This is a genomic window from Serratia sp. Je.1.23.a, from assembly GCF_051129805.1.
In the GTDB taxonomy this organism is placed as follows: domain Bacteria; phylum Pseudomonadota; class Gammaproteobacteria; order Enterobacterales; family Enterobacteriaceae; genus Serratia; species Serratia liquefaciens.
In genome coordinates this window covers 386,269-406,224 of the sequence record NZ_JBCPSR010000002.1, presented here as the reverse complement: position 1 = coordinate 406,224, position 19,956 = coordinate 386,269, and the positions used below count along the sequence as shown (strand labels likewise).

Genomic DNA, 19,956 nt, shown 5'->3' with positions numbered 1-19,956 from the left:
CTTCCTTTAGTCACCGTTACGGGGTTACCAGTTACGTACCCGCAACGTGGCCTCACTGAGGTCGTTGAAGCTGGAAATGGTCGGTACCAGCTGGCTAATCAAGCGGTTCCAGCGTGCGACCGGTGCCGCGGTGACGTACACCACGTCATAAGGCTCCAACTGGAATTCGGTGCCCATCGCCAGTGCGGCGGCATCAGACAGGTCGAACTGGTACAGCGACGCCAGCCGTTTTGGCTGCTTGCCGCCGTTTGGACGGATCACGAACACCCCGGTAGCATCGGCCACCGTCTGGCTGATCCCTTCGGAACTGCCCAGGGCTTCGGTCAGGGTCATGCCGCTGCGGTCCATTTTCAGCGTCGACTGCTTCCCAACCTCGCCCATCACAAACACTTTCAGTTCGTCGTTGCGCGGCACATAGAGAATGTCGCCAGGCGTCAACAAATGGTTCTGGCTGATGTCGCCGCGCTGCATCAATGCCTGCAGCGAAATCGGCTGTTCTTTGCCCTGGTGCGTCAGCACCACGTTGCGCCAGTCGGCGTTATCGGTCAGCCCGCCGGCGGCGTTGATCGCATCCAGAATGGTCAGCGGCACGTTGGTCACGGCCTGCTGCCCAGAGGTTTTCACCTCGCCAGTCACATACACTTTTTGCGAGCGGAACGCGGCGATACTGACGTCCACTTGGGGACTTTCCACATAGGTCGCCAGGCGGCTGGCTATCTGGTTACGCACCTCGGTGACGGTTTTGCCCACCACCTGCACTCGACCTATGTACGGATAGAAAATGCTGCCATCGGCATGCACCCAGTTGCCGGTGTCACTGGCGCTGCGGTATTGCCCTGCCGGGGTGGTCAGTTCCGGGTGATCCCAGACGGTAACGTTGAGTACATCCCCAACGCCGATGCGGTACTGATAGCTTTGCAACCGCTGGTCCAATGCCAGGTTGGGGCGCGCTACCGGTTCTATGCGACGCATGTTTTCCAGCAGCATCGGCGTGACGCGATACACCTGAACCTGCTTGTTGAGGTCGAAATCTTCGTCCTGCTGAGTCACTTTTTCTTTGCCCTGGGTCGGCAGGTGTGAACCCGGAAAGGCGGTGCAACCACTGAGCAGCACGCTGGACAGCACCAGTGGCATCAAATGAGACAAATGAAGGTTCATAACGGTACCGTGAAAAACAGGCCGCCGTTGCGGCCTGTGGGAGGATTAACGATCGGCGGTAGGGTTATCGGTAAAAACTCTGGCCTGACGGGGTTCGTGCAGCAGGGCAAAATAACCGAAGAAGCAAAATACAAAGGCCAACAGCATCAGATGATCGGGCAGTTGCAGCACTTCACTGCAGATGCCGACGCAGGCCAGCGTCACCGCCAGCATGCAGCTCATACCCAACGCCTGACGCGCATTAAGGCCGCGACGCATCAAAATATGATGCAAATGATCACGCCCGGCCTTGAAGGGACTCTGGCGACGCAGCAAACGACGCGCCATCACCGTCACCATATCCATTAGCGGAATGGCAATCAGCCACAGCGCAGTCACCGGCCGCATCACGGCGTCGTCGCCCTGAGTGGCGACAATCAGCAACCACAGCACGCTGAATCCAATTACCATGCTGCCGGCATCCCCCATGAAAATCTTGTTACGCACACCAAACACGCTGAGGTTGAATAACAGGTAGGCGGCCAGAGCCGCGATCAGGCTCAGGCACCACAACGCCTGCTCTTCATGCCCGGCCAAACCGAACAGGATGGCCAACGCGGTAAAGGTAACGCAGGACAATGCACCCAACTGGCCGTCGATGCCGTCAACCATGTTATAGGCGTTGATCGCACCCCATACCGCCAGGGGCGTGATCAACAAGGCCGCGTAGCCCAGCAGCAACTCTTGATGGCCCCACAGGAAACCGAATGAGGTAAGTTGCATCCCTGCCGCCAGCATCATCGCCAGCGCGATCCCTCCCTGCACAATGACGCGTGGCGCCACCGGCAGATCAAAACGGTCATCCAGTACCCCAAGCAGCACCAATGCCGTGATGCTCAGTAAATAGGTGGTACTGTGCGGCAACCAGTCCGGCTGCCAAAAGGTCACCAGCGTCATGATCAGATAAATGGCAATTCCACCAACCAATGGAACATGCCCTTGATGACGCTTGCGCGTATTGGGCTTATCCACTAGCCCCACCGCCAGCGCAGCGCGGCGGGCAATAACCACCAGCATCAACGCCAAAATAAATATCACGCTCAGTTGATATAACATTGTTCCTCCAGCGAATAAGCACGCTACCGCCCTTGAGTTACAGCTCCCAATGCGCTATTAACAAAAATAAAATTGACAGCCCCAGGATATAAGTCAGCATGAGCCGATCCCGTGTAATACAGATTTATCTGCTTGTCAGAGGCAAAAAATAAATAACCCTAACCCGTAATAAAGTTATCTCTAGGAAAACTCGTGTTTAATTGTTTTTTCGATTGCCGAATCAAGTTCAACTGGCGCCACGAAATCACATTGCACATTGCTTTTAAATTGCGTTCTGGCACAGAATTTTTGCACTCGTACCCGGCTAATAGGAAATTTACGGCGACTTATTTTACTCACTACATCTAATGCCGTGGCACCGCAGATCCCAAATAGATAAGGAATGCGAATAGTCTTATTATTCCTGCCTAATGAAGAGGAAATAACGTCAACCAATTGATTCATGGTGAAGTCAGGCTTATCAACATAATTGCTGACCTGATAAGTGGCTTGCTGATCCAGCGCGTACTCCAGTCTGGCAGCGATATTTTCGACATAAGCCATCGATTTCATATTATTGCCGCTGCCAATCATCACAAAACGGCCACTGGCAATTTGTCGGAACAAGTTATAAACGTTGCCACGATTGTTTTCGCCAAACACCACCGTCGGGCGGATGATGGTTAATTTGTTGCTGCCATCGGCTTTACGCCAGGCTTCGTAGACATACTCCGCTTCCAGCTTGGATTTACCGTAATGGTTAAAGGGTTCGAAAACCCCTTCCTCACCGGTTTCCCGAGTGACAAAGCCATAGACCGCCACGGAGGAGGTAAAGATGATCTGTGTGATATTCAACGCCGATGCCGTCATGCAAACATTGCGCGCACCCTCAACGTTGACCTGATAATACAGTGAGATAGGATCGACATTATCCTGATGCTCGGCCGCAAGGTTGATCACGGCGTCGCAACCCGCCAACGGCTGCTGCAGTGTCTCGGGCTGGGTTACATCGCCAAACTGATAGAGCTCAGGAAAATGCTCACTCTGCTTTTTATCTACGATGGTCAACACCAGGTCGTCACGTGCACTCAGACGCTTAACCAAACGCGTGCCGATAAAGCCGGAACCCCCGATGATCGCTACTTTACGCTTATCCATAATTTGTCACTCAACCCGGTTTCCCATTATTCCCCACCACACCATTGAGGCAGGACGCTAATTCGCGTTAGAACATGGAAACCAGACTGGACAAAACAGACCAGGCTTTCAAATAACAAATAATGAAATAAAAATAAGTACCAAATGTAAAATTATCGATAAAGGTGAAATGTTATCTCATGCTAATTTTTAACATCGTAAGCGACCTGATATTCCATGGTTTTATTCGGCAGGATGAGATTAATCTTACCCGCACCCTGCGCATCCGAAGTTTCGTATTTCACCGGCTGTTTCAGCTTTCCTTGTTTAGGATCGACGCATTCGATGGTTGCCTGTTCCAAACTTTCTCCCTGATACAAGCAAAGCAGCGTTTGCGGACTGTTGGTTCGGGAGTTGTTCAACGTCAGAGTAAGCACTACGCGAGTGTTGTTTTGAATATCATTGATAATGGGTGGACGTGTTTGATTCCCCAGGACATAAGAAAAATGTGAAATAATCAGTAACGACACGAATACCGACAGGTATTTCACAACTCTGACGGCCGGTACGGAGAAAAAACCAGCCGACGCCGGGATTTTTTTTCCGATCGTCGTATTTTTAATCGTTCCTGGTGTGACAGATGAAGCAACGGGAGCAATATCCGCCTCATTCAACTCTATTTCTTCAGTAGCAATTTCATCCTGTTTATCGTTACTTTCAGAAAGTTCCGCTTGAATGTCTTTATTAACATCATCGTCGACACCCCATATTTCATCAGCGACATATTCTTCTTCTTCCGAAATAAAGTGAAAAACACCCTTGTTTTCCACCTTATAACCCAGGCGCGGAATAGTTCTGATAAGTGTATGCTCAGCATCACCGATTTTTTGACGAATTGATTTAATTGTTTGATTTATAGTTGAATCCGAACAATAAGTTCCTTTCCATATGTTTTCTATAATTTCTGTACGACTAACCAGTTCTGGGGATCTGGCGACAAGAAGTGAAAGTATCTGATACTCCTTCCAACGTAGGCGAAACTTTTCCCTGGACGGTGTCAGAACATCTAGATTCCTAATCTTTATTCTTTTATCAAGATTCACTTTTAATTTCCTTAGCGTGCCTGTCCTGCACACTTTGTATAGAAATATGAAAAAATGTTCAAGAAATTAAATGTAAACTCAACAGGTTGCATTCATGGGATATTTATTTTTATAAAAAATTACTGATTTCATTTTTTACAACACCTCTCAAAAGGAGGTTAGGATTCTTTGAATGTCTTTATTTCCCTGTTGGAAACATGGTTTCTCATCATGATTTCCGGCAATAAAACCAACATACTTTATTGTTTTATAACACTAAATATAAAAATGTTATCGAGTTGTTATTTTAATGAAATTGTGAAATTTCATTCTGACATCCAACGATATCATCTGTTTTTCCACCTAATCCGATTGCCAGATAGCCTACAAAAAGCCTGCTAAAACAGAATGAGAGTTATCTGATTTAGCCGTTCTTGGAATGTAGAGTTAAAATATAGCACCAAATACAAAGGCCTATTGTTATCTTGGTGAAATGAATCTCATCCGTCGCAATAAAACGGAATTTCATTCCAACCCGATACGGCCATCACAATGCTTTATTTTTGTAAGAAACTCGACGTGAAAATGAAAAAATAATGCACAAATAACATTTTTGGTAAAGACAAGAGAAAGTCACAGCAGGATAGATGCGCCTATAAACAAAGGGAAAAACAGCGCGTAATAATAAGAATATTACCTAAAGCGTCGAGGATTTCACTGAGGGGGTAAAAGATTCATCTAAAAAGAGGATAAAAAGCTCCTCCCCGGCCGGAGAGGAGCAGGTGTTACCGAAAGGCTTTCTATTTCTTACGGCCGTAGACAATCCAGGTGACCAAAATGCACGCCACGTAGAACACCAGGAAGATTTTCATCGCGCCAGCCGGTGAGCCGGTCAGCGCCAATGAGGTACCGAAGGCCTGTGGAATAAAGAAACCACCGGCGGCGCCGATCGCCGAGATAAAGCCCAAGGCCGCGGCAGAGTCGGTGACAGCTTCGCGCTGAGCGCTTTCGTCACTGCCACCGGCGGCCTTAACCCGATCGACGGTAATTTTACGAAAGATAACGGCAATCATCTGGAAGGTGGATCCGCTGCCCAACCCGGCGGTGAGGAACAACAGCATAAAGACGCTGTAAAATGCGATAAACGATCCTGCGTGCCCTGCCCCCGGTAAAGTCAGGAACAGTAAGGCAGCAAACACCGCCATCAGCACAAAGTTAATCAACGTGACGCGGACACCACCGAAACGATCGGATAACGCTCCACCTACCGGTCGTGCCAATGCGCCCAGGAATGGCCCAAAGAAGGCATAGTGCAGGATCACCACGTCCGGGAATTGGGTTTTAGACAGCATGGCGAAGCCGGCGGAAAAGCCGATGAAGGAACCAAAGGTGGCGAGGTACAGCAAGCTCAGTACCCACAGGTGACCGCGTTTGAGCACCGGCAATTGCTGACGCAGCGACGCTTTTGAGGCCGCCAGGTCATTCATGCCGAACCATGCTGCCAGCGTGCCGATCAACAAAAATGGCACCCAAATCCAGGCCGCATTCTCCAGCCACAATGCGCTACCGTCTGGCTGTAAATGGCCGGTTCCTCCAAATGCGCCGAAAATGGCGATGGAGATGGCCAGTGGAGCCACCAACTGCATCACGCTCACGCCCAGATTGCCTAAACCGCCGTTCAGGCCCAGAGCACCGCCCTGTTTGGCCTTGGGAAAGAAGAAGCTGATATTGGCCATGCTGGAGGCAAAGTTGGCGCCGGCAAAACCGCACAGCAAAGAAATAATGATGAATACGCCGTAAGGGGTAGTGGCGTCCTGCACCGCGAAGCCCAGCCACAGGCAAGGGACCAGCAGGAAACAGGTGCTGATGGCCGTCCAGCGGCGTCCGCCGAAGATCGGGATCACGAATGAATAAGGCACGCGCAGGATAGCGCCAGAAACCGAAGGCAGTGCAGTGAGTAGGAATAGTTGATTGGTGGTGAAGTTGAAGCCAACTTTGTTCAAATTGACGGCGACCGCGCTAAACAGCATCCACACGCAGAAGGCCAATAGCAGGCAAGGAATGGAAATCCACAGGTTGCGGTTAGCAATGCGTTGGCCACGCTGCTGCCAAAATGCGGCATCCTCAGGTTGCCAATCCTGAATAACCGCGCCTGTTTGTTTTGATAATGACGTTGCAGATTGCGACATAAAAACCTCAGACACAGGGTGATAACTTCGCTCACCCTATGGGCCGCCCCCCGCGGCAAAGTTGATGTAAATCAACCCGGATGCAGGTAGCCAAATGCCGAAAAACGCCAGCCATCCCTTTATGAGTAACCCGCAATTCAAGGTAAAAACAAAATAAATCAATCGATTGAAAATCACCCCATACCGCTGCCACGACGCCATATTGCCGGGCGGAAACTAATGGGTACTTCGTTAGAGGTATGGGGTTATCTCTGGGTATGATGAAAAATAACGCTGAAACGTTACTACCCTCGCTGGCACCACCTGCTTTCGTCCTCTGGTTCCAGCCGTTGTTTTGCTATGTTCCAGGGATCCAAAGCTTATGAAACGCCTGTTAGCTCCGCTTTCCATCGTTAACCAGGTGGCTATTTTGATGCTGCTCCTGGGCATCCTGGGCGTGGCCGGCATGAGCATTTCCGCCTGGATGTCACAAAGCATTCAGGGCAACGCGCACGCCATCAACAAAGCCGGTTCGTTGCGAATGCAGAGCTATCGCCTGCTGGCCCAGGTGCCGCTGGATGCGCGCAGCGAATCCCTGATACGCGAGCTGGACCAGGATGCCAACAGCCCCGACCTGCAGCGGCCGGTAGAACAAGAAGGCTTAACAGAGCAATTTCAAGCGCTGCACGACTACTGGCAATTGACGCTGCTGCCGCAATTGCGCCAGGCCCATAAACCGGCCGACGCTGCGCCGCAGGTAGCCCATTTCGTCTCTCTGCTGGACGCGCTGGTCTCGGACATCGATCGTCATACCGAACGTCGGTTGTTGACGGTGACGCTGGTGCAGGCGGTGTTTATTGCCCTGACGCTGCTGCTGTTGGTAGGTACCATTTGTTACCTGCGCCGGCGCCTGCTGCATCCCTGGCGGCAATTGGTGGCGATGGCGCTGTCGGTGGGCCGCGGCGATTTCAGCCGCCGCTTCACCCAACGTGGTCACCAGGATGAAATGGCCTCGCTTGGCGGCGCGTTAAACACCATGTCCGACGAACTGGCCACCATGTACAGCGGGCTGGAGCAACGGGTGGCGGAGAAAACTGCCGATCTGCAGCAAAAAAATCAGGTATTGAGCTTTTTGTACCGCGCCAGCCGGCAACTGCACGCCAATGAACCGCTGTGCAGCCGCCTGACGCCAATACTCAATCAATTGCAAACCCTGACGCCATTGCGCGCCATTCAGGTGCGGCTGTATGAAAACAACAGCCAGGAGCAGTTTGTGCAGTTGAGCGGCAACCAGCCTTTGCGACCGGAGTACTGCAATAATCCGGTGTGCAGCGCCTGCCTGAACGACGACGAGCAACAGCATGCCAGCCACCCATCGCTAAGCTGGAGCCTGAGCGACAAGCTGGGAGATTATGGGGTGATTGTCGCGCAACATGCGCCACAGCGCCCGCTGAATGACGACCATAAACAGTTGATGAACACCCTGGTGGAGCAGTTGACCAGCGTGCTGGCGATTGAACGCCAGGTTGATCACCAGCAGCAACTGATGCTGATGGAAGAGCGTGCGGCGATAGCGCGTGAACTGCATGACTCTATCGCCCAGTCGCTGTCGTGCCTGAAGATGCAACTCAGTTGCCTGCAAATGCAGGGCGCGGAACTTTCCCCCGCCAACCTGGGGCTGGTGCAACAGATGCGAGAGGAACTTAACATTGCCTATCGCCAACTGCGCGAGCTGCTGACCACCTTCCGTCTGCGGTTGACAGAACCGGGGCTGCTGGCGGCGCTGCAATCAACGGTGCAGGAGTTCAGCCAACGGCTGGGCATTCCCATCAGCCTCGACTATCAGTTGACGCCGCGCACCGTGCCCACTTATCAGGCTATCCACCTGCTACAGATTGCCCGTGAAGCGCTCAGCAATATCCATAAACACGCCCAGGCCAGCCAGGTGAGCATTCAGGTGATCAATCAACGGGGCGAAGTCACCCTGAGCGTCTGCGATAACGGCTGCGGACTACCGCAAGATACCCTTCGCCCCGATCACTATGGCCTGATCATCATGCGCGATCGCGCCAAAAGCCTGCACGGCCGCTGCGAAATTTTGCCCCGCAACGGCGGCGGCACCGAAGTCCGGGTGGTATTCAAGCCGGACAACCACGCCATCGACTAATGGGAGAAACCATGACGACCGAAACTGCCGCCACCATTTTATTGATTGACGACCACCCGATGCTGCGCAACGGCGTAAAACAGCTTATCGGCATGGACCCGCGCCTGCAGGTGATTGCCGAGGCCGGCAACGGTGAACAAGGTGTTTCGCTGGCCGAGGAGCACGATCCTGACCTGATCCTGCTCGATCTGAATATGCCGGGCATCAACGGGCTGGAAACGTTGGATCGCCTGCGCATGACCGCGCTTTCTGGCCGCATTGTGGTGTTTAGCGTGTCGAATCACGAAGATGACGTGGTCAGCGCGCTAAAACGCGGCGCAGACGGCTACCTGCTAAAAGACATGGAGCCGGAGGAACTGTTGAAGGCGCTGCACCAGGCCGCCGCAGGCCAGATGGTATTGAGCGAGGCCTTAACCCCCATTCTGGCCGCCAGCCTGCGTGAAAACCGCCCAAGCGCCGAGCGGGATATTCAGCAGCTCACACCGCGCGAGCGCGATATTCTCAAACTGATTGCCCAGGGTCTGCCGAACAAGATGATCGCCCGTAAGCTGACCATCACCGAAAGTACCGTCAAGGTGCACGTCAAACACCTGTTGAAAAAAATGAAGCTGAAATCGCGCGTTGAGGCCGCCGTGTGGGTACTGCAGGGCAAAAACGGCTAGTCAGCGCCGTTCAACGGCCCGGTCTCTGCCGGAATAGTGGGCGTTTGCAGCGTTTTTGGCGGCGGCAAACCCTCGCCCTCCCCGGAAGAGGCGGTCAGCGGCGGCGTCACCTGCAGTTGGATCCAGTTGGACGTCACCAATTGCTGCTTGTCGTCTTCCAACGTGACCGATAAACGGTAGCGGTTTTCCGCCCCCGGCGTGTCATCCCACTGCGGCACAATCAGGCTCCAGCCGTGTGGATCGTTGCTGTTTTGCGACGACGTCAGGCTCAGTGCCTGGGTATCCCCCTGCCAACTGACGCGGGTGATTTTATTGGTGGTTTTAATCTCCAGCTTCAACGGCAGCGTTTCCCCCGGTTGCAGGCTCCAGGGCGGCGTGGCTAAGAAGACCTGCAGCGTTTTACGCTGGCGGAATTCCATTACCGGGACATTTTTCCGTTCGATATTGTCATAGCGGCTGCCGCGCAGCGATTTGGCCTGGGCCACATACTCCGGGGATATCTGCTTTACCAGCGGCACACCAAGGCGATAGCTCAGCGCCAGTTCGACCTGATCCTGGCTCACCCCGCCTTCCCCCATCTTGTGCAGCGCTTTCACCGTCACCAGCGGCACCGGCGTGTAATTCACCCCCAGTTGCATGGCGCGCGGGTCGTTTTGTTTTTTACCACTGCCAAACAGGTTGACGTTCTCCCCCCAGTACTGCTCGTAGCTGAGAGAGCCGCCGATCTGGCGGTAAAACGGCAGGTAGCCCTGGGTGGTGATGTCGTAACCGCTTGCCGGACGACTGAGAAATTCGGCGTTATCCTTCTGTTGCGCCAGTGCCGATAATGGATAGTAATAATTGGCGGAAAAACGCAGGAAGTCACCCCAGGCTTCGGCCCCCAGGCTGGCGCGGTTTTGATTGCGCTTGAATTCGCTGTCGAGCACCGTGTTATATCCCAGCAGCCAATCACCGGCGACCCAACGCTGCCCAAGGCCAAAGTTACCCAATGAACCTTGGCTTTGCTGCAGTAAACCGAGTTGGCTGTAGGTCAGCAAGCCGTTAACGTCATACAGAGGGCTGAACAGCTGGCCGCTGCTGCCGGAAAAATCCCCCTGGTCGGACATCACCAGCGACAGTTTGGCGGTGCCCAGCGGTGACAGCAGCTCTTGCGCCTGTTGTTGCAGCACCTCACCGGCTTGCCCTACCGCGTAACTCTCGGCGCGGGTTCGCACCTGCTGGCCGGAGACATTATTCAGGTTACGCTCACCCAGCTGTTTGGCCATGGTGGCCCACTCTTTCTCTCGCTCTGCGTCATTCGAGGCGTTGCCCCCCAGCTCGGGCAAGTTGTCGTTTGCGTTCGCTTGATGGCTGACCGAGGGCGGCGCAGGGGGAGATTCGGCACCAGCCGGCAAGCTGCCCAACAGCCACGCCAAACCCACCGCCGGTAAACGGGCAGGGAGTGAGAGGAAATCAACGGCTTTTTTCAATCTGTTACGCGCTTTAAGAATAACGTCAGTCATTACACCACCGCCGTTCCCTCATCCCGAGAGTGGGCGGAAAAACCTTTTTTGCTGCGGCCACTCCAGGCAGCAGAACAACGACCTTTGCACAGCGAACAACCGGGGTATTGGCCCTGTCGGGCACCGGTGCGCCAAAGTGCATCATGAACCCCAAATTCTAATCGGTTTCTGATGATAAACCATCAGATAAACCTCAGTTTATTATGTGACAACGTCACACTTGCGATTGATATTGCCTTGTAAAGAGGGGTCATTCCAGAACGCGCCGAACATTCGCCGTCGGTCAGGATAAATTCACTAAATTTCAGCGCAGATTTTGCCTGATTAATCGGCATTCATCTTTTCATAAAACACAGTAATACGTTGATTATGCGTGAAAACCCTCAATTTCAGCGTGTTTTACCTGGCTATAAACAATGCTTTGCGATCGCCTGCACAAAGCGCGTCATGACCTGGCATCTGCTCTGCTGTAAAACCCATTTTGCCGCTATTTTGAACGTTAATTTCAGTTCAGCAAGGATGCTTATGTTTAACGACCCGCAGGGGGATCTCTGGTTTCGCGGCCTGTTTATTGTGGCGATGTTACTGTCGGCGGTGATCGCCAGATGGCTTATGCATTCCGTACCTCAGGAAGCAGGGCAACGCCTGCCGCCGCTAAAAACCCGCACTCTGATGTTGATAGCCGCCTGCGCCGGACTGGCGGCATTGCCTTTTAGCCTATCGCCACTGCAGAGAATCAGCTTGCTGCCGGTGGCGACCCTGCTGCTCGCGCTGGCTTTTATCGACTGGCGGCACAGGCTGTTACCGGATCGCCTGACGCAACCGCTGTTATGGGCCGGGCTGCTGGCCAATCAGCAAGGCTGCTTTACCTCGCTCGACGAGGCAGTGATCGGGGCCGTCGCCGGCTATCTGTCGCTATGGTGGCTTAACGCCCTTTATCGCCTTCGGCGGAAAACGGAGGGTATCGGCCAGGGCGACTTTAAATTGCTGGCGGCCCTGGGGGCCTGGAGTGGCTGGCCTGCCCTGCCGATGTTGGTGACCGGCGCAGCCATTGCAGGCTTATGCGTTGCGATTGTGGCCCAGTTACGCCGCAGCCCCGGCAAAGATGCCCCGCTGCCGTTCGGCCTTTATCTGGCGCTTTCCGGCTGGTTTACCCTGCTTTCGATGGCCGACATGGATATCACGCCCTTCATCAAGGGAAATTCTCTCATTTCAGCTTATTTCACCCCCATGGCGGATTAATGCCGTGGTTGGCGCTGTTATAGCCGACTGTTGGCCAGGCTGTTATAGCGAGCCTGTCTCTGCACCACTATGCTTTATTTAACCAAACACAGGAGGCTGTATGATCGGTCGTGGTTTATCTGCTCTCGCGCTCAGCGCGACATTACTTTCCGGTTCGCTGTCGTTCGCGGCGCAGGCTGCCGGTACCTTTACCCTCAGCTCATCGGCGTTTCAGGATGGCGGCATGCTGGCCCAGAAATATGCCGGGGCCACCCCGGGCAACGCCAGTTGCATCGGCGACAATGTTTCACCTGCGCTGAACTGGGCCAACCCGCCGGCGGGCACTACCAGCTTCGCCTTGCTGGTGTCCGATCCCGAGGGCCGTGCCGGATTGGGCGCCAGCCACTTGGTGGCCTACGGTATTCCAGCCACGGCTCAGGGTTTCGCTGAAGGCGATCTTACCCAGGGCAAAGGCTTTGTCGGCGGCAAGAACTCACCGGGTACCGCGGTGTATCACGGCCCATGCCCACCGGCAGGCTCTGGGTTGCACCACTATACCTTCGTGCTGATCGCCACCGATCTCCCGCCCCATGCGCTGGGGCCAGGGTTAACCCGCGAACAGCTGTTGGAAAAATTGCAGGGCCATGCCAAGGGCGGTGCGGGTATTATCGGTCGTTTCGGTCAATAACCGGTGCCGGGGTGGCCTACTTACTCACGCGATCCAGATACAGCATGCTGTTGGCAATATCCACATGCGCATCTTTAACATTATCGCGCAGCGCCACCAGGGTTTGCCCCTGTAAGGCCACAACGTAAGGGGAACTGGCCTGCAGTTCGCGCTGCAGCGTGACGTAACGCGCGGCGCGGGTTGCAACATCCCCCTCTGCCGCGGCTGCACGAGTTTCCGCACTCAATGTCGGGATGTTCCATTGCGTACGCCAGGCCAGGGTTTTCGGCCCATTCGGCACGTTGTAAGCGAAGGCGCTGGCGTTGGTGTTAGGATCCAGATAGTCGGCCCCCCAGTAGGTGAAGATGGCCTGGAAATCACGGCCGCGCATTTTGCCCCACAGATCGCTCTCCACTACCGGATGAATGTCCAACTGCAAACCGGCCTTGGCAAAGCTGGCCTGCAGCGCCTGGGCGATATCGGTATACGGCGGCTGATTGATGACGATCAGATCAATACGCGTTCCTTCGGCGATACCCGCGTCATGCAGAATCTGTTTGGCTTTGGCCACGTCGAGCTTAAAAGGTTGATTATCCAAGGCGCCATCCAACCCCTGCGGCAGGAATGCCTGGTGAACGCGATACTGCCCCTTCAACAGGTTGTCGGCAATCGTCTGGTAATCCACCAGCCAGCGTGCCGCCTGCCACAAGGCCGGATTACTCAAAGCCGGTACCTGCTTGCTGCCGGTATTGAACCCCAGGTAATAGACTTTGGCTGAATCACGCTGCTCGATCCTGATGCCCTTTTCGTTACGTAGCGAGTTGAACTGATCGGCCCCCAGATCGTAGGCCACGTCAGCATCCCCTTTCAGCAGCAATAAACGGCGGGTGCCGGCATCGCTGACGTTTTTCAGCAACACCGTTTTCAGCTTGGCCTGCGGTTGAGCGTAATCGTTGCGGCTGAACAACAGCGCCTCGTGAGGTACATAGTTGCTGACGCGATAAGGGCCGGCACCGGCTGAGTTCGAACGCAGCCAGGCATTGCCGAAGTCCCCCTGCTGACCGTGCTGGCTGAGCAGCTTTTCATCGACTATCGACGCCACCGGCGCGGTTAACAGCCGCAGCGCCAGCCCACTGCCGATATTGGCCGACCAGCTTAGCTGCACCTGGTTATCGCCCCGTTTCTTCAACTGACTCTCGACGTTTTCCGGCGTCCAGCCGAATTCACCAAGGATAAACGACGGTGCCTTGTTCAGTTTCACCGCCCGCACCAGTGAGAAGATCACATCCTCCGGGCGTACCGGGTTGCCGGAGGCAAACCGTTGGTTGGCGTTCAGGGTAAATATCAAACTGTGGCCGTCTGCCCCCGTTTGCCAGCTGCTGGCCAGTTCCGGCGCCAGCTTTTCCGGCGTGGTGCGATCCGGTGTCAGCAGGCGCTGATACAGATTGACCAGGTTGGCCGAACTGACGGTTTCAAAGCTTTCGGCAGGATCGAGACTGATGATGCCTTCCAGCGAACTGACCACCACCAGCGTGTCTTTCGGGGTGGCGGCCTGTGCGCCGAAGCTCGCCGCCAGGGCACTGAACAATAACGTTGGGATTAGCCGTTTCATTGATGCACTCTCCAGAATCACGCGGATGCGTTATTTGGCGAGTGTAGGGGCAGCGACTTAGCAGAAGAACGACTATAAATTGCTTTATTTATTACGCAGATGAATAAGCCCGCCGAGTGAACGGCAGGCTGATTTCAGTTTACCAACCGGCCATGCGCCATCGCCACCGAACGATCGCACATATGGTCAATCACGTCGGCATCATGGCTGACCAGGATCATCGTCAGATCGCCCGCCTGCTTCAGCTCGTTCAGCAGGTTGAGGATTTCCGCCTGCACCGACATGTCCAGTGCCGAAGTCGGCTCATCCAGCAACAACAGCTTTGGTTTCAGCAACAGCGCGCGCACGATCGCCACCCGCTGACGTTGCCCGCCGGAAAGCTGGTGCGGATAACGATCCAACAGCCTGGGATCCAGCCCCACCTGGCGAAAACCGGCGCTGATTTTCTGCTCGATATTGCTCTCTTTCAGCAACTTTAGGGGTTCCGCCAGCGTGCGCAGCAATCGGTGCTTTGGATGTAACGAGGCATAGGGGTCCTGGAATACCATCTGGACCTCACGCCGCAGATCACCGGTAAAAGGACGGCCCGGTTGCAAATCACGGCCGAGCAGCTGAAAACCGCCGCTCCAGCTTTCATTCAGCCCGGCCAACACCCACAGCAGCGATGACTTACCGCAGCCGGACGGGCCAACCAGGCCGAAGCACTCGCCCGGTTCGATGTGCAGATTGACATCATGCACCACGGTGCGTATCTCATAGCCCTGGCGGTGGCTGACGCTGAAGTTTTCCAGGGTAATCAGGCTCATTTCAGTGACTCCAGCAGTGCGCGATCCAGTACCGGCAACGTTTTGCCGTGAGTCTCGCGGCTTGGCCGACATGACCACAGCGTGCGCGTGTAAGGATGGGTGGCGGAGGCCAAACGATCGGCAGGCAGTTGATCCAACAGTTCGCCCTTGTACATCACCAGCACCCGTTCGCAGTAGTGCGCCACCTGCTGTAAATCGTGACTGATCAAAATCAGGCCCATATTACGTTGCTCCACCAGATTTTCGATCAGTTGTAACACCTGATCGCGCATCTGGTGATCCAGTGCCGAAGTCGGTTCGTCGGCAATCAACAGCTGCGGATCGTTGATTAATGCGATGGCCAACATCACCCGCTGCCCCATGCCGCCGGACAGCTGATGCGGATAGCGCTGGCTCAGCGCCTGCGGATCGGGCAAGCCAACCGCCGCCAGCATGTCCAGCACCTTCTCCCGCCGCTCGGCGCGGCCCAGGCGGGTATGCAACAGCAGCGGCTCCTCCACCTGACGCCCAATCGGCTGGGTCGGATTCAGCGCGTGCTTGGGATCCTGCATCACCATGGCCACCTTGTTCCCGCGCAGCCGGTTCCACTGGCGCTCATTCAAGCGCGTCAGATCGTCGTCGCCCAGCGTCAGGCGCTGCGCCTGCAGCTGTAACGGCGGTGGCAACAGCCCCATCAGGGCGCGGGCAGTCAGGGATTTGCCGGAACCGGACTCCCCCACCAGCGCCAGCCGCTCCTGCCCCATGCTGAAAGAGATGCCTTTCACCAAAGGTAGCGAGGCCGGTAACAGCACCGACAGGCGTTCGACGGTCAATAATGGGTTATCAATGTCCATGACGAGGATCCATTTTATCGCGCAGGCCATCGCCCAGCAGGTTAAAAGCCAGGCTGGCGAACAGAATAGCCCCGCCCGGTGCAGCGGCGACCCACCACTGATCAAAAATCACTTTGCTGCCCTCGGCCACCATCGAGCCCCACTCGGCGGTCGGCGGGGCCACGCCCATGCCGAGAAAGCCCAATCCCGCGGCGGAAAGAATTATTCCGCCCAAACTCAGCGCCGCACGCACCACTGCGCTTGGCAGGCACAGGGGTAAAATATGCCCCGCCATCAGCCGCAGCCCACCGATGCCCTGCATGCGCGCCGCCGCCAGATAGTCACTGCGACGCAGCGCCAGCGTTTCCGCCCGGGCTTGTCGGGCAAAAGCCGGCCAACTGGTCAAGGCCAGCGCCAGTGCGCCGTTCATCAGCCCCGGCCCCAATACCGCGACAAAAGCCAGCGCAATCACCAGGCTGGGCAATGACAGAAAAATATCGGTGACGCGCATCAGAATACGCTCGACCCAGCCGCCGAGATAACCGGCGCTGATGCCCACCAACAGCCCAATCGGGATGGTCAGCAGCAGGATTAACGACACCAGGATCAACGTTGGCCGTGCACCATAAATCACGCGCGATAACAGGTCGCGACCAAAGCCGTCGGTGCCCAGCCAATGCCCGGAGGACGGCGGCAACAGGCGCAGTTCGATGTGTTGCAAGTTAGGGTCGAAAGGGGCCAGCCAGGGAGCCAGCAGCGCGGTCAGGATCAGCACAGCCACCAGCGTCGCCCCCAGCGTCAGCGTGGTGAGTTTGCCGCGCTGGCGGTAGCCGACCGCAGGCTCGCTCTGGGGTTCATGTTCAGAAAGATATTGGCTCATCGGGTTCGCGGGTCCACTAAATAGGTCAGCGCATCGGCCAGCGCGTTCAACACCACAAAGCAGGTGCCAATCAGCAAGGTAGCGCCAAGAATGGCCGGGGTATCGGCGGCAAACAGCGCGGTGGTCAGGTAACGCCCCACGCCCGGCCAGGCAAACACCGTTTCGGTCAGCACCGCCCCTTCCAGCAGGCTGGCATAGGACAGGGAGAGAACGGTGATCAGCGTGCCGAGCACGTTGGGAAATACGTGTCGCACCAAAATACGCGTACGGCTGGCCCCCTTGGATCGCGCCAGGGTGACGTACTCTTTATTGCACTCTTCCAGCATCGCCGCCCGCAGCAAGCGGGTGATACCCGCCATCGACAACAGCGCCAACGCCACCACCGGTAACCACAGGTGACTGATGGCGTTGTAGAACATGTCGCGATCGCCGGACAGCCAGGTGTCGATCAGCACAAATCCGCTGCGCGGTTCCATGCTGTAAAGGTAGATATCGTCCAGCCGCCCCGGCCCCGCCGACCAGTGCAGCGTGGCGTAAAACAGCAGCAGCCCCAACAGACTGAGCCAGAAAATCGGCACCGAATAGCCGATCAGCGACAGCAGGCGCGCGGCGTTATCCAGCCAACTGCCCGGTTTTATCACCGCCAAAAACGCCAGCGTAATGCCGCCGAACGCACCGAGGATAATGGCGCAGGTCGCCAGCTCCACCGTGGCCGGGAAGGTACGTAACAGATCGCTCAGCACCGGCTGGGCGGTAATGCGCGATATCCCCATATCCCCGTGCGCCAGGTGCACCAGATAGCGCCAGAACTGCACCGGCAACGGCTGATCCAGCCCCAGGTCGTGACGGACCTGTGCGTAGGTGGCCTCGCTGGCATGATCGCCGGCGATCTGCAACGTAGGATCGATCGGCGCCAGATGCGAGAGCATAAAGGTGAACAGCAGCAGCCCAAGCAGCGTCAGCGCCAATGACAGCAAGCCGGTAAGCAGCCGGCGTCCCCAACGCCAACTGCGCCGGGCGAACCCGGCGGAAGCGGTACGGCTTATCATTACTTGCTGACCTTGCTGTAGAACACCATGTCAGGGTTGATTCCCTGCTCGTAGCCTTTCAGGTTGTCACGTACCGCAATCAGGCTGCGAGCCTGCAGGCCGATGACAAACGGCGAACTCTGCTGCACGGCCTGCTGTAGCTGTTGATAATCCGCAACCCGTTTGGCGGTGTCGTTTTCCGCCGTGGCTGCCAGCGTCAGCTTGCTTAGCGCAGGGATCTGCCAGTTGGCGCGCCAGGCCAGCGTTTTGCTGCCGTCTTCCGGGTTATAGGCAAAGGCGGCGGCGTTGGTGTTCGGGTCAAAATAATCCGGTCCCCAGGAGGTCAGGGTCGCGTCATAGTTCAGGGATTTCACCTTGGTGGAAACCTGCGCGCTGAGGCCCGGCACCAGTTCCACCTTCACCCCACCCTGGGCAAAGCTGGCTTGCAAGGCCTGCGCGATATCCAGGTACGGCGGCTGATTGTTGACGTCCAGCTTGAAGCTGACGTTGGTCAGGCCGGCCTTCGCCAGGATCTCTTTAGCCTTTTGCGGGTTAAAACTGTATGGGCGATCTTTCAGTGCGCCCAGATAACCTTCCGGCAGAAACGCCTGATGGGTCTGGAACTGGCCCTTCAGCAGATCGTCCGCAATGCCTTTATAGTCGAACAACCAACGCGCGGCTTCCCAGAACGCCGGGTTGCCCAGCGCCGGTGACGCCTTGGCGTTGAACTGCAGGAAATAAAGTGAGGCGTAAGGGATGGCCAACGGCTTGACGCCCGGCTTGCCTTTCAGCGCCGCCATCTGATCTGCACCCAGATTACGCGCGATATCGGCGTCGCCCTGTTCGATCAGCAACCGACGCGCAGCCGGATCAGGCACGTTCTTGATCAGGATAGTCTTCAGCGTCGGGGCGCCTTCCGGTGAACTCGGGTTGGCGTCGAGCACTACAACTTCGTGCGGTACGTAGGTGCGAATTTTATACGGGCCGCTGCCGGCGGAATGGCTGTTCAGCCATTGGTGTCCCAGGTCATCCCCCTGCTGGTGCGACAAGGCTTCTTTGGCATCGACAATAGAAGACACCGGCGCCGAAAGCAGGCTAAGCACAAAGGCCGGGCTGACGTTTTCACTCCAGCTTATTTTGACCCGTTGATCATCCACCTTGGTCAGGTGCTGGTCGACGTTCTTGGCGTCCCAGCCCAACTGGGTGAGGATAAACGAGGGTTCCAGATTCAGTTTCACTACCCGCGACAGTGAGAAAATCACGTCTTCCGGGCGCAGCGGATTGCCGCTGGAAAATTTGGCATCCGGCCGCAGAGTGAAGGTCAGGCTGCGGTTATCGCTGCCCGCCTGCCATTCGCTGGCCAGCGTCGGTTTGAGTTCGATAGGATTTTTGGGATCGGACTGGATCAGCCGCTGGTAGAGACTGTTGAACGACTGCACCGTGGTTAACTCAAAACCCTGGGCCGGATCAAAACTGACCACGTCATCGATGGACTGGGCAATCACCAACGTGTTTGCCGGGGTTGCTGCCTGTGCGTTGAAACTGGCCGCCACGGCCAAAAACACCAAAGAGGGAACGAACGCTTTCATCAAAACTCTCCAAGCGGATGGAATTTATAGTAATTTCGCGAGTGTATGTGAGAGCTCTCGGCAGGCGAAGGTACTTAAATAACTATAGATATTCTTTTTCTGTCTATAGCTGAGATTTTGATTATTAAGCAGGCGAGGTTCTGCGATGTGCGGCGCAATCACCGTGTTCAATCCTGAACACACCCTCTATTTTTATGGCGTGAATCTGCACGCGCAAGGGCTGATATCTACAACCCTTCCCGCCATACTGATCGGTAACGTCCTAAAAAATCGGCTACTCAAGCTTTATACCCGCCATGCGTCATTCACCGTGGTGCCCGGCACCATGAATTGCATAACGGATTTCATCGCCCTGAGAGAATACATACTTCGCCCTAGAAATATTCAGCGT

16 protein-coding genes are annotated in these 19,956 nt (G+C 55.6%); 4 read left to right on the top strand and 12 right to left on the bottom strand.

Translation table 11 applies throughout. The features are described from left to right. Positions 1-24 precede the first annotated feature (24 nt). The 5 genes from AAZT04_RS09665 to AAZT04_RS09645 all read right to left on the bottom strand — a co-directional run bounded on the left by AAZT04_RS09665 (position 25) and on the right by AAZT04_RS09645 (position 6,640). The gene (locus AAZT04_RS09665) at positions 25-1,158 is read right to left on the bottom strand and encodes a polysaccharide export protein (protein ID WP_129940761.1); all 1,134 of its coding nucleotides are present in this window, start codon (positions 1,156-1,158) and stop codon (positions 25-27) included. Positions 1,159-1,203: 45 nt separating this feature from the next. Then, the gene (gene wecA / locus AAZT04_RS09660; protein ID WP_434679853.1) at positions 1,204-2,253 is read right to left on the bottom strand and encodes a UDP-N-acetylglucosamine--undecaprenyl-phosphate N-acetylglucosaminephosphotransferase; all 1,050 of its coding nucleotides are present in this window, start codon (positions 2,251-2,253) and stop codon (positions 1,204-1,206) included. 180 nt (positions 2,254-2,433) lie between these two features. Next, entirely contained in the window at positions 2,434-3,390 is a 957-nt protein-coding gene (locus tag AAZT04_RS09655) for an NAD-dependent epimerase/dehydratase family protein (protein ID WP_046373285.1), read from the bottom strand. 182 nt (positions 3,391-3,572) lie between these two features. After that, the gene (locus tag AAZT04_RS09650) at positions 3,573-4,472 is read right to left on the bottom strand and encodes a transcriptional regulator (RefSeq protein WP_046373284.1); all 900 of its coding nucleotides are present in this window, start codon (positions 4,470-4,472) and stop codon (positions 3,573-3,575) included. A 779-nt stretch (positions 4,473-5,251) separates the two neighbouring features. Next, positions 5,252-6,640, bottom strand: a complete 1,389-nt coding sequence (locus AAZT04_RS09645; RefSeq protein ID WP_020827454.1) for a NarK family nitrate/nitrite MFS transporter — start codon at positions 6,638-6,640, stop codon at positions 5,252-5,254. A 361-nt stretch (positions 6,641-7,001) separates the two neighbouring features. Here AAZT04_RS09645 and narX point away from each other — a divergent pair, with 361 nt between their 5' ends. After that, complete coding sequence (gene narX, locus AAZT04_RS09640; protein ID WP_129982692.1) at positions 7,002-8,786, top strand: nitrate/nitrite two-component system sensor histidine kinase NarX; 1,785 nt, start codon at positions 7,002-7,004, stop codon at positions 8,784-8,786. Positions 8,787-8,797: 11 nt separating this feature from the next. Next, entirely contained in the window at positions 8,798-9,448 is a 651-nt protein-coding gene (narL, locus tag AAZT04_RS09635; protein ID WP_044552006.1) for a two-component system response regulator NarL, read from the top strand. Here the strand turns inward: narL and AAZT04_RS09630 are convergent. Then, positions 9,445-10,950 (bottom strand): YchO/YchP family invasin, encoded by a 1,506-nt coding sequence (locus AAZT04_RS09630; RefSeq protein WP_129982691.1) that lies wholly within the window; start codon positions 10,948-10,950, stop codon positions 9,445-9,447. The two genes, narL and AAZT04_RS09630, sit on opposite strands and share 4 nt — an antisense overlap. 525 nt (positions 10,951-11,475) lie before the next feature. Between AAZT04_RS09630 and AAZT04_RS09625 the strand changes: the two genes are divergently transcribed. Continuing rightward, positions 11,476-12,192 (top strand): prepilin peptidase, encoded by a 717-nt coding sequence (locus AAZT04_RS09625; protein ID WP_129982690.1) that lies wholly within the window; start codon positions 11,476-11,478, stop codon positions 12,190-12,192. Positions 12,193-12,292: 100 nt separating this feature from the next. Then, positions 12,293-12,859: a YbhB/YbcL family Raf kinase inhibitor-like protein gene (locus tag AAZT04_RS09620; protein ID WP_129982689.1), complete on the top strand. Its 567-nt coding sequence runs from the start codon at positions 12,293-12,295 to the stop codon at positions 12,857-12,859. Between the two features lie 16 nt (positions 12,860-12,875). Here AAZT04_RS09620 and AAZT04_RS09615 read toward each other — a convergent pair whose 3' ends face one another. From AAZT04_RS09615 to AAZT04_RS09590, 6 genes are all read right to left on the bottom strand, one after another. Continuing rightward, positions 12,876-14,450, bottom strand: coding sequence for an ABC transporter substrate-binding protein (locus AAZT04_RS09615; protein WP_129982688.1), 1,575 nt, complete (start codon positions 14,448-14,450; stop codon positions 12,876-12,878). A 134-nt stretch (positions 14,451-14,584) separates the two neighbouring features. Next, positions 14,585-15,256, bottom strand: coding sequence for an ABC transporter ATP-binding protein (locus AAZT04_RS09610; RefSeq protein WP_129982687.1), 672 nt, complete (start codon positions 15,254-15,256; stop codon positions 14,585-14,587). After that, positions 15,253-16,089 carry an ABC transporter ATP-binding protein gene (locus AAZT04_RS09605; RefSeq protein ID WP_115058604.1) on the bottom strand — a complete coding sequence of 279 codons (837 nt, stop codon included), beginning with the start codon at positions 16,087-16,089 and terminating at the stop codon, positions 15,253-15,255. The genes AAZT04_RS09610 and AAZT04_RS09605 overlap by 4 nt, the downstream gene beginning before the upstream one ends. Then, positions 16,079-16,948 (bottom strand): ABC transporter permease, encoded by an 870-nt coding sequence (locus AAZT04_RS09600; RefSeq protein ID WP_020827463.1) that lies wholly within the window; start codon positions 16,946-16,948, stop codon positions 16,079-16,081. Before AAZT04_RS09600 ends, AAZT04_RS09605 begins: the two co-directional genes overlap by 11 nt. Further along, positions 16,945-17,997, bottom strand: a complete 1,053-nt coding sequence (locus tag AAZT04_RS09595) for an ABC transporter permease (protein WP_048760232.1) — start codon at positions 17,995-17,997, stop codon at positions 16,945-16,947. The genes AAZT04_RS09600 and AAZT04_RS09595 overlap by 4 nt, the downstream gene beginning before the upstream one ends. After that, positions 17,997-19,565, bottom strand: a complete 1,569-nt coding sequence (locus AAZT04_RS09590; protein WP_020827465.1) for an ABC transporter substrate-binding protein — start codon at positions 19,563-19,565, stop codon at positions 17,997-17,999. The genes AAZT04_RS09595 and AAZT04_RS09590 overlap by 1 nt, the downstream gene beginning before the upstream one ends. Positions 19,566-19,956: the final 391 nt, after the last annotated feature.

Coding starts and splice junctions, on each gene's coding strand:
- narL (WP_044552006.1), top strand. CDS start 8,798: ATGACGACCGAAACTGCCGCCACCATTTTATTGATTGACGACCACCCG.
- AAZT04_RS09615 (WP_129982688.1), bottom strand. CDS start 14,450: ATGAAACGGCTAATCCCAACGTTATTGTTCAGTGCCCTGGCGGCGAGC.
- AAZT04_RS09590 (WP_020827465.1), bottom strand. CDS start 19,565: ATGAAAGCGTTCGTTCCCTCTTTGGTGTTTTTGGCCGTGGCGGCCAGT.
- AAZT04_RS09595 (WP_048760232.1), bottom strand. CDS start 17,997: ATGATAAGCCGTACCGCTTCCGCCGGGTTCGCCCGGCGCAGTTGGCGT.
- AAZT04_RS09605 (WP_115058604.1), bottom strand. CDS start 16,089: ATGGACATTGATAACCCATTATTGACCGTCGAACGCCTGTCGGTGCTG.
- AAZT04_RS09620 (WP_129982689.1), top strand. CDS start 12,293: ATGATCGGTCGTGGTTTATCTGCTCTCGCGCTCAGCGCGACATTACTT.
- AAZT04_RS09655 (WP_046373285.1), bottom strand. CDS start 3,390: ATGGATAAGCGTAAAGTAGCGATCATCGGGGGTTCCGGCTTTATCGGC.
- narX (WP_129982692.1), top strand. CDS start 7,002: ATGAAACGCCTGTTAGCTCCGCTTTCCATCGTTAACCAGGTGGCTATT.
- AAZT04_RS09610 (WP_129982687.1), bottom strand. CDS start 15,256: ATGAGCCTGATTACCCTGGAAAACTTCAGCGTCAGCCACCGCCAGGGC.
- AAZT04_RS09665 (WP_129940761.1), bottom strand. CDS start 1,158: ATGAACCTTCATTTGTCTCATTTGATGCCACTGGTGCTGTCCAGCGTG.
- wecA (WP_434679853.1), bottom strand. CDS start 2,253: ATGTTATATCAACTGAGCGTGATATTTATTTTGGCGTTGATGCTGGTG.
- AAZT04_RS09645 (WP_020827454.1), bottom strand. CDS start 6,640: ATGTCGCAATCTGCAACGTCATTATCAAAACAAACAGGCGCGGTTATT.
- AAZT04_RS09630 (WP_129982691.1), bottom strand. CDS start 10,950: ATGACTGACGTTATTCTTAAAGCGCGTAACAGATTGAAAAAAGCCGTT.
- AAZT04_RS09600 (WP_020827463.1), bottom strand. CDS start 16,948: ATGAGCCAATATCTTTCTGAACATGAACCCCAGAGCGAGCCTGCGGTC.
- AAZT04_RS09625 (WP_129982690.1), top strand. CDS start 11,476: ATGTTTAACGACCCGCAGGGGGATCTCTGGTTTCGCGGCCTGTTTATT.